The following is a 15440-nucleotide window of genomic DNA, read 5'->3' on the forward strand; positions in this document are numbered from 1 at the left end:
ATTAGGTAACAATTATGAAACTTCTCATTGATGGAGCAGTGTTCAGTCAGGTACAAGATGAAAAAGCCATTGATTTTTGGCAACAACTGATTCCCAGACTGATTTTAAGATTAAGAGGAACGGAGATTTATTATCTGAATAGAAACTCAGATTTAGATTTTCCTGATATTAGCACTCTTCATAATCTATATGCTCCATCAGTGGATTTTTCTTTATCTGCATTAGAAGATCGTCGGTTAGGCTGTTTATGTCGAGATTTACAAATAGATTTCTTTATTAGCACTTACAACACTTCCGCAGGTAGTGGGGTAAAAACATTATTTATAGATATAGATAATTCTTTAGATGTCAACAATAGTGATGATTTAATTATTATTAGTTCTCTGCAAAGAAGTCTGAGATTTACATCCAGTTATTTAGCTATTTATCAGGAAACGATCAAAAATTTACAAAAATACGTTAATTTACCATCTGAAAATACCCAGGTTATTTATACAAATTCTGAACATGAAATAGACTGGATCACAGTCGCTAATTTTATTGTTAAATCCATTATTAAATTAACTCAGTATCAACTTACCAAAGAACTAGCACATATTCAATTAGCAGAAGAAGAAGCAACTCAAGCCGAAGCATTACAACTAAGAAAACAAGTATATGGTGAGGAAACTTACCAAAATTATCAGCTATCAGCCAGCTATCAAATAGAACAAAAGATTAAAAATAATTTAGTTAAAATTTCTGGTTTACAATCATCTGTAAATTATGACTATGATGATAATTGGCAATTAACTACTCCTGTTGGTTTCTTAATTTTTAATCGTCCTGAAACTACAGCTAGAGTTTTTGAAGCTATTCGCCAAGCTAAACCACATAAATTATTAGTAGTGGCGGATGGACCAAGAGCAGAGAAATTAGGAGAAGCAGAAAAATGTGCTGCTACCAGAGCAATAATTAATCAAATAGATTGGGAATGTGAAGTATTAATTAATTACTCAGATGTAAATTTAGGATGTCGCAAAAGAGTAAGTAGCGGTTTAGATTGGATATTTGAGCAAGTAGAAGAAGCGATTATTTTAGAAGATGATTGTTTACCCCATCCTACATTTTTCCGTTATTGTCAGGAGTTATTAGAGAAATATCGTGATGATCAACGAGTGATGATGATTTCGGGAGATAACTTCCAATTTGGCAGAAAGAGAACAGAAGATAGTTATTATTTTTCCCGTTATGGTCATGTTTGGGGCTGGGCAAGTTGGCGTAGAGCATGGACAAAGTATGATGATTCTATGGCAATATGGCCAAGGTTAAAAAATAACAATTGGCTGAATAAAGTATTAGAAAATGAACAAGCAGTTAATTATTGGACACAAATTTTTCAAGCTGTTTATGATGGTTTTAATACTTGGGATTATATCTGGTTATTTACCCTTTGGGCGAATAATGGATTAACAATATTACCTGATATGAATTTAGTTTCTAATCTTGGCTTTGGTTCTGGTACTCATACAACTATGAGTAATAGTCCCCTTGCTAATATGTCTGTTGCAGCAATGACTTTTCCTCTCAAACATCCTCCAGTCATCAACAGAAATAATGAGGCTGATAATTTTACTGAACAAACACAATTTAGCGGTACAATTTCTCAATCATCTACTGTAGAATCAGTCCAAAAATGTAAGGTTTGCAACTCGGATTCTCATTATTTTGCTCAAGCGAAAATTCTGCAAAAATACGACGTTAATTATTTTCAGTGTTCTAACTGTGGTTTTGTCCAAACAGAAGAACCCTATTGGTTAAATGAGGCTTATTCAGAAGCGATCGCCATTAGTGATGTTGGTTTAGTCTATCGTAATAATATGATGTCCAATATTACAGGCAAATTGCTATTTAATTATTTTGATCATCAAGCCAAGTTTTTAGATTATGGTGGTGGCTATGGGTTATTTGTCCGCTTAATGAGAGATCAAGGTTTTGATTTTTATTGGTTTGATAAATTCTGTAAAAATATATTTGCTAGGGGATTTGAATTACAAACAACCGACAAAGAAAATTTAGAACTAATTACGGCATTTGAATTATTTGAACATCTAACTCATCCTCTACAGGAGTTAGAAGATATGATTAATCTATGTCCTAATATTCTCTTTAGTACAGAATTATTGCCAGAAGATAATCCCACACCAGATCAATGGTGGTATTATACACCCCATGAAGGTCAACATATTTCTATATATACTCGCAAATCCTTAGAAATATTAGCCAGTAAGTACAATCTGCGATTATACACTGATGGAAAATCTCTGCACTTGTTAACCAAAAACCGAAATTTACCAAATAATTTATTTGCAGAACTAGCAAAAAATAATTTACGAATTCCTAACAAAGAATCACTTTTAACCCGTGACTTTAATCAAGTAGTAAATAAAATTTTGCAAAAAAGTCAAGTTCATACTGATGGTGAATTAGTCAATATTCCTGAATCTCAATCACCAATCATCATCATTGATGGTGTATTTTTCCAACTCTATACGACAGGAATCGCTAGAGTTTGGCAAAGTCTTTTAGAACAATGGGCAAATACTAAATTTTCTCATCATATTTTAGTATTAGATAGAGCCAATACTGCCCCCAAAATTAACGGTATTCGTTATCGGACAATTGCCCCCTACGACTATAACAATACCGAAGCTGATAAACAAATGCTGCAAGAAATCTGTAATGAAGAAGCAGCAGAATTATTTATTTCCACCTACTACACCACCCCTATAGAAACCCCTTCAGTATTTATGGCCTATGACATGATTCCTGAAGTCTTAGGAGGTGACTTAAATCAACCAATGTGGCGGGAAAAACATCACGCTATAAAACACGCCTCAGCTTATATTTCTATTTCAGAAAACACAGCTAAAGACTTACATAAATGTTTCCCTGATATACCCTTAGAATCAATTACTGTCGCCCATTGTGGTGTAGATTCTCTTTTCTCTCCTGCTACTGCCACAGAAATTAATACTTTCACACATAAATATGGCATTCATAAACCATATTTTATCCTGGGTAGTTTACAAGGATATAAAAATTCAATTCTCTTTTTCCAAGCTTTAACTCAATTAGCAAATAAACAAAGTTTTGATATTGTCGCTACTGGAGCAGGTGGCAAATTACCATCAGAATGGCGACAATATACCGCAGGATGTACTTTTCATGCACTGCAATTAAATGATGAAGAACTCAGATTAGCTTATGCTGGAGCAATGGCTTTAGTTTATCCTTCTAAATATGAAGGTTTTGGAATGCCGGTTATAGAAGCTATGGCCTGTAGTTGTCCTGTTATTACTACCCGTAATGCTTCCCTACCTGAAGTGGCAGGACAAGCGGCTATTTATATCAATGATAATGATGTCATGGGATTAGCAGATGCTTTATGTGAAGTGCAAAAACCCAGGGTGAGAAATAATTTAATTAATGCAGGTTTGAAACAGGCTCAAAAATTCTCTTGGACAGAGATGGCTGACATTGTTAGTAATGCCTTAATGGATACAATACAGCCGTCTTTGAATTTGAGAGAAATTAACTATATTATTTTCCCCGACTGGAATCAACCAGAAGAAGAACTAGGTTTAGAATTACAAGAGATAATTGCAAAATTAGCACATAATCAAAATAGTGACAAAATTACCTTAATTATTTACATAGGTGATTTTTCTCTGGAAGATGCAGAAATATTTTTATCCAGTGTGGCAATGAATCTATTGATGGAAGATTTAGATATTAGTGATACCATTCAGATTTCCTTGATAGAAACATTAAGTGTTCAAAAACGGCAATCTTTATTACCTCAAGTTGATGCCAAACTTACTTTAAATTTGGAGGATAAAATAACTAGAGAAGACGAAAACATAAGACAGTTGCCAAGTTGCCAAATAGATAATTTAGATGATTATATCAATAACGATATTGTTAACAAATTAAATCTAAATCTGAGAGATATAAACTTGATCATTTTTCCAGATTGGACACAACCAGAAGATGAGCTTGGTTTGGAGTTACAACAAGTAATTCAAACATTAGCAAATCATCCCCAAAATGAAAAAATTAAGTTGATGATCTACACAGGTGATTTTGCTACAGAAGATGCAGAAATGTTTTTAGCTAGTGTAGCTATGAATCTTTTGATGGAAGATTTAGATATTAGTGATACCATAGATATTTCTTTGGTATGTACGCTAGGGGATATGCAATGGCAATCTTTATTAACTCGCATTTATGGCAGAGTTATTTTAGAAAATGAGAATAAAGCGACTGTAGCACAAGCACCAGTTAACCAGTTAGAAAGTTATCAACTAGATACTTTGATTAATCAAATTTAAGAGGATGTTTGAAAAGTAAAATTAACAACCCAAGGAGTTAATCATGGACTATCAAAAATTTCAACAGGAATTACCGGAACTATTCAATAATTGGGGAGAAGTATCTTGTCATCCCAAAGCAAACATTTTTAAATCTGTCAGTACCACGGTTAATAGCATGATATCCCCTAACGTCATGCAGCTATTAAATTTTGCAGTATTTTGTTTAGATGAAAATGAAATTTATTGTGAAATTGGTACATTTCAAGGAGCAAGCTTAATCGCAGCTTTAATTAATAATCCTGATAAAATAGCTTATGCTGTAGATAATTTTTCCGAATTAGATTCTGAAGGTGAAAATTTTGATAAATTATCAAGTAACTTAGAAGCATTTAATATTGCAGATCAGGTATTTTTCTTTTCTCAAGATACAGAAGAATTTCTTGTAGAGTTCAAAAATCAAGAACTAAGTGAAAAAATAGGAGTATATTTTTATGATGGTAGTCAAGATTATCGTTCTTATTTGCTAGGGTTACTAGCGTTAAAACCAATTATTAGTAATCAATCTCTGATTATTATCACCAATTGTCAATGGCCATCTTGCCAACAAGCAATAAGAGATTTTTTAGCTACTAATTCTGAGGCTAGATTAATCATAGATTTTTCTCAAACAGACTATTTATTATGGAATGGGATACAAATATTAAGTTGGGATACTCAGCGAGAATATAAGAACAACTTAGAATATGATGTAACTGTAAATATAGATTTAAATATAGGTTTTCATCAAGCTATTACCAAAATTACTGAAGAGGAAACAAAAAAATATGTTGGTGAGATGGAATCTAAAGGATTATTATTATTTTTTGAAAAAAGATATTCAGAAGCCGAAAGAATATATTTTAACTTGTTACATTTGAATAAAAAGAACGCAAATGTTTGGCACAATTTAGGAACTTTATATTATGAGCAAGGAGAATTTTTCAAAGCAATAGATTGTTTAAATAAAGCATTAAGAATAGATGATACTCAAGGAGTATATCATTATACAAGCGGTTTGATACTAGAAAAAAATGATATTAAAACAGCTATCAAAGCTTATGAGAAAGCTATCGAAATCAATCCTAAATTAGTCGATGCTTATAATAATTTAGGAAATTTATTTTTATTGCAAAATGAAATAGATAAAGCGGAAGAGATTTTCAGAAAAGCTATCACTGATAATCCATTCCATTTTGGTGGTTATCTCAATTTAGGTAATTTGTTATTAGATAAACGTGATCAGATTGATCAAGCAATTTCCTACTATCATAAAGCAGCAGATTTAAACCCAAGTCATTCTAATGTTGATATTTTTCATCATTTAAGTGTGGCATACCAACAGAAAAATGATGCAGTAAAATCTGTATTCTACCAGCTATCTTCGTCTTTTAAAAATGGTAAGCTTGAAGAAACTATTAACCTATGTAAACAAGGAATTAGTATTGAACCAGAAACTCCAGATTTTTATTTATATTTATTACGGAGTTTACACGGTTTAGGAAAAAATCAAGAACTGCTTGAGGAAGTAAAATCTGTATTAAAAATATTGCCAAATAATGTAATAATCCAAACTGCTAGTTTTCAGCTTCTACCTCCTTTGTATAAAGATATAGAAGAAATCGAATTTTATAGAGATTATTTTTGTGAAAGATTAGCGTTATTATGTCAAACTCTATCTTTAGATACAGAGGAGGATCAGAAAAATGCCTTATTTGCAATCAGTAGTAGCACAAATTTTTATTTAGCCTATCAAGGTAAAAATGATATAGTTTTACAAAAACAATATGGGCAAGTTCTCCAGAAAATCATGACTGCTAATAATTCTCAATACAGTCAAGATTTACCATTATCCAAACTGCGTCCAGGAGAAAAAATTAGAGTCGGTTATATTTCCACTCATTTATATAATCATAATGGTGCAAATGGGTGTTTAGGATGGGTTAAAAACCACAATCGTCAGGATTTCCAATTATATTGTTATCATGTTGGTATCACCAGCGATAATGTAACGGAACAATATCAATTGAATAGTTATAGTTTTGTACATATTCCTAACGATATAGAAGCAATTTGTGAACAGGTTATTGCTGATAAATTACATATTTTAGTATTTCCTGCCATTGGCATGAACCCTCTAGATGGACAGCTTGCTGCTTTACGATTAGCGCCTATTCAATGTATGGCTTGGGGACATCCAGTAACATCTGGTATACCTACAGTTGACTATTTTTTATCTAGTGAATTAATGGAGTCTGAAAATGGAGAAGAACATTATTCAGAAACACTTATTCGCCTACCAAATAGCAGCTTATGTTATGACAAACCTATCTTACCTGAAGTGAAAAAAACTCGTTCCGAATTTGGTATTCCTGAAGATTGTATTTTATATTTGTGTTGTCAATCTACGTTTAAATATCTACCACAGTATGATTATATTTTCCCGTCCATTGCCAGACAAGTAAGTAATGCTAAATTTGCATTTATCTCAGCACCAGAAGGTAAACATATAACAGATATATTCCAGCAGCGGTTAGAAAAAGCCTTTGCTAAGTTAGGCTTGAATAGTGAACATTATTGTATTATCTTACCAAGAATGCAACACTATGAATTTATGCAACTCAATCTCATTTCTGATATTTATTTAGATACCTTAGTTTGGAATGGAGGATTTACCACTTTAAATGCGATCGCTTGTAATTTACCTATAGTTACTTGTCCGGGTGAATTTATGCGAGGTCGTCATTCCTATGCTTACTTAAAAATGTTAGGTATCAGTGAAACTATAGCGAGTTCAGAAGCAGAATATATCGAAATAGCAGTTAAATTAGGATTAGATACTGATTTTAGAAATAGTATTGTAGAAAAAAGCAGAGAAAATCAGAACCGTGTTTTTAATGATAAAACTGCGGTAGAAGGTTTAGAAGCATTTTATAAACAGGTTGTGAAAGCTAAATTAGCTTCCAGTTAGTATTGAGTTCTTCAGTTCTTACTTTTCATCTAATTCAATCTCACGATTTAAAACTTCTGTGATGTCATAAGGACAGTTTAAGGGAAATTGTAAATGAGGTTCATTGTCAAACACCAAGAATTTTATCAATACCTATAGTTAAAGCTCGTTCCGCAACAGCTTGAGGTGAATAATATTGTAAAGCCCATTCTCTACCATTATAAGATATTTCATCTAATTCTTGTTCAGATAACGATAATAATCTTTCTACATCCTCATCTAATTTACTTAAATCTAATCCTATATAATGTTTCCAATTTTCTGGCATAACTGGCAATAGGAAACCATACTTATGAAAATCTAAAGTGATAGGAATACAACCCATAACCCAACTTTCCCATAAACGCCAACTATCCCAACGTCCTATCACAACATCTTGTAAATAAGTAATCTTAGAATATTCTGGAAATTGATGAAAATAAGGATTAAGTAATACATTGCTAGTATAATAACCCCCATAAGCTAAACAAAATCTACTAGTCAATAATTTATTTAAAAAATTATCATTATTTGCATAACTAGAATAATAATCAATGGTTCTATCTACAGTAATATTTCTTTCTAACTTAGGCACTAAAATCAAATCTAGTGACTCTCTTACAGATTGCTGTAAGCTAGGTTTAAAATTCCTAAGAATCAATCTTTTTTTAGGTTGAGAAAAATCGAAATTATCCGTAAAATCAATTAATTTTTGTTGAAAAGCAAAAGCCCAAGGAATCTTGTTTCCATTAGCAAAATTAATCAATTCTGTTGTTTGGGTAGATAATAACCAGTAGTCATTGTCACCTATAAAGTGAGAAGAAGCACAATCTGACATATTGATAAAAAGAGTTTTGTTTTTAAGATGCTCACAATCTTTTAAAAGTGGCAATAAGTCAAATACATTTTCGTGTAAAAATGATATCAGCGAAATATCAAGAATATTCAAATTACTATCTTCTAGGTTTTCCGATATTTTGATATCTAACTTTTGCAAACCTGATCTAATACATGATAATATGTGGGTTTCTTCTCCTTGTCCCTGATATGACAAATAACCTAAATAAACGCCCTGGTCATATATCTCATGTAGCATATTATTGATATTTCCTTGTTTCTGGACAATATAATTAATGATGTTTTTGTTATCAACAATTCATAAAATTATACCCTTTTTTCTAACATTCATGAAAAAAGGAGTATTTTTATATTTAAAATCTTTTAAAAATACCACGGATTAATAATTACAACTTGAGTACCTGCGAAATCTTTTTCATTACGGGTAACAAGGGTGAGAGAATTTTTTAAGGCAGTGGCAGCAATAAGAGAATCCATTGCAGGTAAAGGCCGTCCATTTTGTTCGGGAGCATCCCAAATGTGTAAGTTTATTTTTATCTAACAACAGCAAATTATCCCAGGCTTTATTTGATTGAACCGCAAAGGACGCAAAGTACACAAAGGTTAAGAGAGTTGGAGAGAATTTTTGGTGTTGCTGCATTTATTTTTTCAAAATTGGGATGCTCCCTTTTGTTCTAATTGTGCAACTAGTTTTCCCCATAAACTCATTGTGTCAATGTCTAAACCTAAAATTCTATTCTCAAAGCGATGTGGTAGGGCTTGATGTAACCATTGTGTTAAAGATTCCTTGCGTTTAGATGCAGGTAGTTTACTAATCCCTTTAGCAATTTCACCAATTGTAATTACACTGAGGTAAAGTGTTTCTGGAAGTTGTTCATCTAGCCAATTTAAAACTGTTTGATTTGGTTGTTTATGAATAGTCTCAGAAATTAAGCAAGTATCAAGAAGATAATTCACAGGAATTAAGTTATGGGATAAAATTGTCACGAGGTAAACTTTTATTTCTACTCAGGTCTAATTCTTCAGCTACTTCAGTTAACGGAGATTGACGAAAAAATTCGGAAAGTTTACTGGGTTGTTCTGTAAGGGCTTTGTTGTTTGGATGATCCAGAGTAAGGCTTTGTGCTAGTAATTGGATGATGTAAATTTTTTCATGGGCAGAGAGTTGAAGCAGTTGTTGTTCAAGTTCTGGAATAACCATAGTGTTATTTGGATTTGGGATAATTTGGTTTTACGGCAATTCTGAGGTCAATGATTTACATACCATAATGATACAATTATTGTGAGGTGAGCATCTCGCCTGATATACCTCATTATAATCAAATTGACAATAAATGTTGGGTTTCCCTACTTCACGTCAACGCAACCTACTATCTATTTTTTACTCTCAATATATATTTGCCACATCTGTAAATAAGCTTTCTCCATTTCCCGTGCAAATTTTTTACCATTCCACAGAGGTGATGTTTGTCTTGACTTTCGCAGTTTCCACACAATTTCTTTTCTTAAATTCTCATCTTTACCCAATTTTACACCCCACTCTACATACTCTTCATCACTCCATGCTATACCTTCAGTAATTCCAGCATTCATCATCATTGTATAACTGTTACGGGCTGCAAATTGTTCTCCCACTTGCGTCACCAATGGTATACCCATCCATAGAGTTTCTAGGGTTGTGGTTGCACCATTATAGGGATAGGTATCTAAAACAACATCAGCAATTGCTAAATTTGCACGATGTTCTGTATCTAAACGTGCCGTAGGAAGATATCTTATGCGATTTAAATCTACTCCTTCAGTTTCAGCAATTGGATTAACAAAATCTTGTAAATCTTTGTGATTCGTTTGGTGACTTTTAAGAATAAAATAACTATTAGGTACTTGTTTAATAATTTGTAGTTGTAGACGAATATTATGGGGATTACGCTTTAATCCGGTTTGGGAACTAAAATAAATAATCCCATCATCAGGAATATCTAAAGATTCTCTGCTGATAGTTGGTGTTCCCACAGTAAAACCATCAATACCAATATAATTCTCTGGTAGTCGCCAAATCTTTTCCGTATAATAATCTTGGGCTGATTCTGGTAATACATAATGATCAGCAATAAAATAATCAACTGTTGGGAAACCAGTTCCATCATAACCTAACCACGTCACTTGAATTGGTGCAGGTTTAAATGCTATTACTGAACAACTACTATAGGTAGTTAAACTATCGAGATCAACTAAAATATCTATTTCATCTGCATTAATTTTATCTGCCATTGCTACCATTGACAGACATTCTTGATGAAAATGATCGCCAAATTCATTTTTATAGGCTTGTTGTTGTGGATCATAAACACTTTCTTTTAAAGAATATAAATATATATTAAATTGTTCACGATTATGATATTTTAATAACCACCAAGCCAAAAAACCTACAGAATGAGTACGAAAACATTCTGAAATATAACCTATTCTTAAAGGACGCTCACTTAAACTAGGACGTGGTGATTGAAAACGTTGTTGATAGATGTTGATATTTTCGCTAAATATTGTCCATAATAATTTTTGACACAAAGCAGCTAGTTGATTACGAATTGGTCTATTTTCTCTGGGATTATCTTCCATGTATAGCAAATAAGAACCAATTGATAAAATTTGTATTAAACTTGAGCTTGGCGTTTGACTGTTAATAATATCATATAAGCATAATTTGTATTCTTCATAAACCTTTACTGATTCTTCCCAAGGTCTACAACAAGTTAATAATGCTCCCAATAAGAACTGAGTACCCACTATTTTATCAATTGGATATTCACTGAGATTTAAATATTTTTTGCACCAATCAATAGACTCTTTACTATAATCTTGTCCCAGTCTTTGGAGAGGAGCAATAATTTTAGCAATACACTCTAAGTTATTGGGTGCTAAACGCAGAGCGATTTTCGCAAAATAAATGGAGTTATAATATTGAGAAGCACGATAATAAGCTTCTGCTTTTCCTGTAAGCAATTTAATAATTGTTTCGGATGTTAATAAATAAGGAATAAATGCGTTTACCAGTTCCTCCACAAATTGAGGAGGAGTCACTGGATTCAGATAAACTAACTTTTCCAGGACTAGCACTAATAAATTTTCGTTAAATACAAGAGGTTCTGTGAATTGAGATATTATTTCCAGTAATTGATTAACATTGGTTTCTATATCATCTATATTTAAGTCTATATTTAGCTCAACTATTTTTAACAGATTATTAATATCATCAGGAATAAATTCTTTAATGTGTTGACGAATTACCCAAGCTAATTTATGATTATGACTTGATTCTTCTTTCTCAGCATAATCTAATAAAATTGTGATTAATTCTACAAGCCATGATTCCGATTGTTCTGCTAATTCGAGAAAGGGAGTCATCCAGGTGATTTGTGCTTCTTCTTCTCTTCCTTGCAATAATAAGGCTAACCCTAAATACCAATAGTTAGCAACTTCCTTGGGATTTTCACTAATATTTTGTTCATATTCTGGAATACTTAACAAAGTTTGAGTTAAAGAAACTTGATTATCTGATAGGATAGTCATCATTAACAACCTTGAATTCGGGTTCAAATTAATTTTTTGAGTATATTGTTAACTTTATTCCTAAAAAACAATGTAGGCATTAACCTATAGTTAACCCCTACAAAGTAAACATTTGGAACATCATATCAAAAAATGCCAGATGTACTTTAATCCATCTAGCATTTTTAACCACAAAGCATTAAACTTTATTTCATGGTACTCATGCCATTAGCACAAGATGTAGCAGTGTTAGTCAATGCTGGTACAACAACCGGAGTTTGAGATTGTACTCCGTTTGTTTGACAAGAAATAGCATCAGTTTGACCACTGGTGAGAATGCTAACACCACCAGAAAAGCCTTTAAGAGAAGTAGGATCTTTAGCACCTGCTACAACAGTGGTAGTGTTAACAGATGCTGCAAGAGTGTAGCTATAGTAGTCAGTGGATGTGGGAATACCAATTTGAAGCTGATCAATATTACTAGCAAACTGTGTATTTTCAATACGGAAAGACTGTTGCGCTCTGTTTACTGAACCTACATAGGTTTTAGCTTCTGATTGTTTAGCTTTTGCTGCTTGGTTCAAGAAGGAAGGAAGAGCGATAGCAGATAGAATACCGATAATGATGATAACAACTAATAGTTCAATCAGGGTGAAACCTTCGTTTTCTTTCTTTTTACCCAGGATGTGTTGTAAGAATTTTGCTTTCAGTTCAGTTTTCATAGTAGTTTGCCTTGGAGTGGAGTGTTGTTTGTTTCTCTATGCTAAGAACTTACCCACATCTGATCAGTTTCATATCACCTCTTGAAAAAATTTTTTTTACCATCTATTTAATAGTCTTAAAAGGGTGACTAAAATAGGCTCAAACCTTTATTTAAAGGCACTTTCAGTATATTGAGCCTAGTGTTGAAGAGAGTTAAATAATTTTGTTAACTACCTAATGCTGTTGGTTTAGGGCTAAAAAATAACATTGGCGTAGGGTAGGTTAATGTCATAGGACTTATGCAAGATTGGACTAAAAACCTGATTATTGCGTAGGGGTAATTCATGAATTACCCCTACTTTCGTTCTGTTTTGCGTAAGTCCTCTGTCAATAACTTGTGTTTGAAAATCAGAAGTTTTTAACTGTGGATGTAGATGTACAGTTGCATTTTCCCAATCAGTATCAGACCATTCAGAAACAGGTACAAAAGAATTTCCTCCTTGGGGATGTCCACACCAAAAATCAAGTAATCTATGAACCGGATGTAGTAACTCTATTAATTGTAACTGTTCTTCTTCAGAAATTTCTGGTAAGCTCATCCCCAAAAAAGCAGGTAAATCATCTGGTTTTTTAAATAAGTTCATCAAGTCCCATTGTCGCCAGTTTCTCATCTTGATAAACTCTAAATCAGCCGACCTTAAAGCTGAAAACATATCTTGAATAGTGTAACCTTTATCACCTTGCAATAAATGATTTGCTAAAATACTCTCTTCTTTATTTTCTCCTTCATTTTCAGGAAACCACGTTTTAGTTTTAAGTTCGACATTATCTTTTAAGGCTTTCATAGTATCGACAACAATATCTATTTCTAAATCTTCTGGATTATTATCCATCAAACCCATCATAGTGAATAGTTTTTGAGCGCGGAAATAATTAAATCTCTGAAAATAACTATGGAGGTTGGTGCGAATAATGCCTTCTGTTTTTAACACAGCTTTCATGGCTTGCAATGCCACAGCTATATCAGGGCAAAAATAGAGAACTTCATCACAATTAATATAATCAAATTGATAGTTTAACTTTGGTAAATCATAAATAGATAAAACATAAAATTCAGCATTTTCAAAACCATGATATTCTAAACGCTGACGCGCCAGTTTTACTGACTCTTCTGATATATCAACACCCACAATTTTTGCACCAGGGTTAGCTTCTGCTAAAATTAATGATTTATAACCAGTACCACAGCCAGCATCTAAAATAACTTTATCTTTAGTATCTATGACTTTCTGATTTCTCAAATAATAGGAAGTAATGATATTATGAATATAGAGAGCATTAACATCATCTTTAGGAGATTGATCTAGGGGTATCCTTGGATAAGGTGAACTATCAAATTGTTGGCGGATTTTATCCCACAGTTCAGTGTTCGAGTTATTCATGGTAATACATCTTAATGGCTAAGTCGATTATGATACTAGCTGATATTTATTGATTATGTGTATATGTTGCAGAAAATATACATAAATTACTCAAACTCAGGTGGCCAAAGTTCTGACACTGAAAGTTCCCAACCAGGTAGTAACTCTGGTACACTGAGGATATCGTGATTTTTCAAGATCACAGGTGCTTGATTAAATCGGTAAACTGTTACAGTCAACTTATCAGGGTCAATTAAAATACCCACTGTCGCCCCAAGTTGTAAAAATAACTGTATTTTCTCTTCTAAAGGTTTAATTCTATCTGATTTAAACTTGATTTCTACTACTAAATCAGGTACTAACTCTACAAAGTCCCGTTTACTCTTTTTCAATCTTTCCGCTTTCACAAAAGATACATCAGGGGCGCGGAGGTTTCTTTTTTCTGAGTTATTATCTATACTGGGCAAAATAAAACCAGCACTAGAACCTGTGACTCGTCCCAGTTTACGAGATAGCACCCACATATTCAAAAAGGTTAGTAACCGACCACCTATTTCTTCTGACTCGTAATCTGATGGACCCATAATTACTATATTCCCTTCTACCAACTCCATTTGCCATTCTGGATGTTCGGTTTGTAACTGTTCTAAATCAGCAATAGTCAGCATAATACACCAGAAAACTCTTCTCTATTTATAGCAGGAGTCAGTAGGGGTTTAGCACTGCTAAACCCGTACATAATATAAAACCTAAACTTCCCGTTGACATCTGCCAATTAAATCTGTATCTTCAAAGTAGATACATTAAGGCAAGTTATGACTACATTTGTCGCAAAATGGGGAAACAGTTTAGCTATTCGCATTCCTAAATCTATAGCTGAACAAGTGCAATTAACCGAAGGAGTAGCCATAAATTTGACTCTGGAAGGTAACAGTATTGTGATTACACCGCAAAAGAGAAAAAAATATACACTTGATGAGTTACTGGAGGGTATGACTCCTGATAAATTTCATCCTGAATTTGAAACTGGAAACGCTGTGGGTAATGAAGATTGGTAGTTTCTTATTTTCCCAACAGAGGAGATATTATTAACTTAGAATTTGGCAATAAGCAGCGGTTTACGGCGGATTCTATTAGGCGTGTATTGACTCTACAAGCATCAGGAATGTCTTTTGATGATATTGCTAACATATTAAATGAGGAAATACAACAGCAAGGACGTGAGCAAATTGGTTATCGTCCGGTTTTGGTGATATCTCCAATTAAATATAATCAAATGGCTTCTTTAATTCTAACTTGTCCCATCACCAGCAACGCAAAAGGGCTAAGTTTTGAAGTACCACTCGTTGAGGGAATGCAAACAAAAGGAGTTGTGTTAGCTGACCAAATTAAAACATTAGATTGGAGAGCGAGAAAAGTTAAATTTGTGGAAACTGTACCACAAGATGTAATAGAAGAAGTACAAGCTAGGTTGGAAACTTTAATTTTATAGTTTGAACCATCAGATCCCCAACTTCTTCTTTGATCTGG

General features: G+C 33.0%; 11 protein-coding genes. 4 read left to right on the top strand and 7 right to left on the bottom strand.

From position 1 onward, the window contains the following. Window positions 1-14 precede the first annotated feature (14 nt). The gene (locus IQ237_RS10205; RefSeq protein ID WP_228019984.1) at window positions 15-4373 is read left to right on the top strand and encodes a glycosyltransferase; all 4359 of its coding nucleotides are present in this window, start codon (window positions 15-17) and stop codon (window positions 4371-4373) included. A 43-nt stretch (window positions 4374-4416) separates the two neighbouring features. Then, window positions 4417-7362, top strand: coding sequence for a tetratricopeptide repeat protein (locus IQ237_RS10210; protein WP_194054698.1), 2946 nt, complete (start codon window positions 4417-4419; stop codon window positions 7360-7362). Between the two features lie 106 nt (window positions 7363-7468). On the opposite strand, the gene IQ237_RS10215 is transcribed toward IQ237_RS10210, so the two are convergent. The 7 genes from IQ237_RS10215 to IQ237_RS10245 all read right to left on the bottom strand — a co-directional run bounded on the left by IQ237_RS10215 (window position 7469) and on the right by IQ237_RS10245 (window position 14578). After that, window positions 7469-8476, bottom strand: a complete 1008-nt coding sequence (locus IQ237_RS10215; RefSeq protein WP_194054700.1) for a hypothetical protein — start codon at window positions 8474-8476, stop codon at window positions 7469-7471. A 410-nt stretch (window positions 8477-8886) separates the two neighbouring features. Further along, on the bottom strand, window positions 8887-9195 hold the full coding sequence (locus IQ237_RS10220) for a PIN domain-containing protein (protein WP_194054708.1): 309 nt from the start codon (window positions 9193-9195) through the stop codon (window positions 8887-8889). A 10-nt stretch (window positions 9196-9205) separates the two neighbouring features. Next, complete coding sequence (locus IQ237_RS10225; protein WP_187041475.1) at window positions 9206-9439, bottom strand: hypothetical protein; 234 nt, start codon at window positions 9437-9439, stop codon at window positions 9206-9208. Window positions 9440-9612: 173 nt separating this feature from the next. Beyond that, window positions 9613-11808 (bottom strand): hypothetical protein, encoded by a 2196-nt coding sequence (locus tag IQ237_RS10230; RefSeq protein ID WP_194054710.1) that lies wholly within the window; start codon window positions 11806-11808, stop codon window positions 9613-9615. 185 nt (window positions 11809-11993) lie between these two features. Next, window positions 11994-12509, bottom strand: coding sequence for a type IV pilin-like G/H family protein (locus IQ237_RS10235; protein ID WP_194054712.1), 516 nt, complete (start codon window positions 12507-12509; stop codon window positions 11994-11996). Window positions 12510-12743: 234 nt separating this feature from the next. Beyond that, entirely contained in the window at window positions 12744-13931 is a 1188-nt protein-coding gene (locus IQ237_RS10240) for a class I SAM-dependent methyltransferase (RefSeq protein ID WP_194054714.1), read from the bottom strand. A gap of 86 nt (window positions 13932-14017) precedes the next feature. Further along, the gene (locus tag IQ237_RS10245) at window positions 14018-14578 is read right to left on the bottom strand and encodes a Uma2 family endonuclease (RefSeq protein WP_194054715.1); all 561 of its coding nucleotides are present in this window, start codon (window positions 14576-14578) and stop codon (window positions 14018-14020) included. Between the two features lie 147 nt (window positions 14579-14725). Between IQ237_RS10245 and IQ237_RS10250 the strand changes: the two genes are divergently transcribed. Both IQ237_RS10250 and IQ237_RS10255 read left to right on the top strand, forming a co-directional pair. After that, window positions 14726-14968 (top strand): AbrB/MazE/SpoVT family DNA-binding domain-containing protein, encoded by a 243-nt coding sequence (locus IQ237_RS10250; protein ID WP_194054716.1) that lies wholly within the window; start codon window positions 14726-14728, stop codon window positions 14966-14968. Beyond that, window positions 14962-15402, top strand: a complete 441-nt coding sequence (locus IQ237_RS10255; RefSeq protein WP_194054717.1) for a type II toxin-antitoxin system PemK/MazF family toxin — start codon at window positions 14962-14964, stop codon at window positions 15400-15402. The genes IQ237_RS10250 and IQ237_RS10255 overlap by 7 nt, the downstream gene beginning before the upstream one ends. Window positions 15403-15440 lie beyond the last annotated feature (38 nt).

The organism is Sphaerospermopsis sp. LEGE 08334 (genome assembly GCF_015207205.1).
Taxonomy (GTDB): domain Bacteria; phylum Cyanobacteriota; class Cyanobacteriia; order Cyanobacteriales; family Nostocaceae; genus Sphaerospermopsis.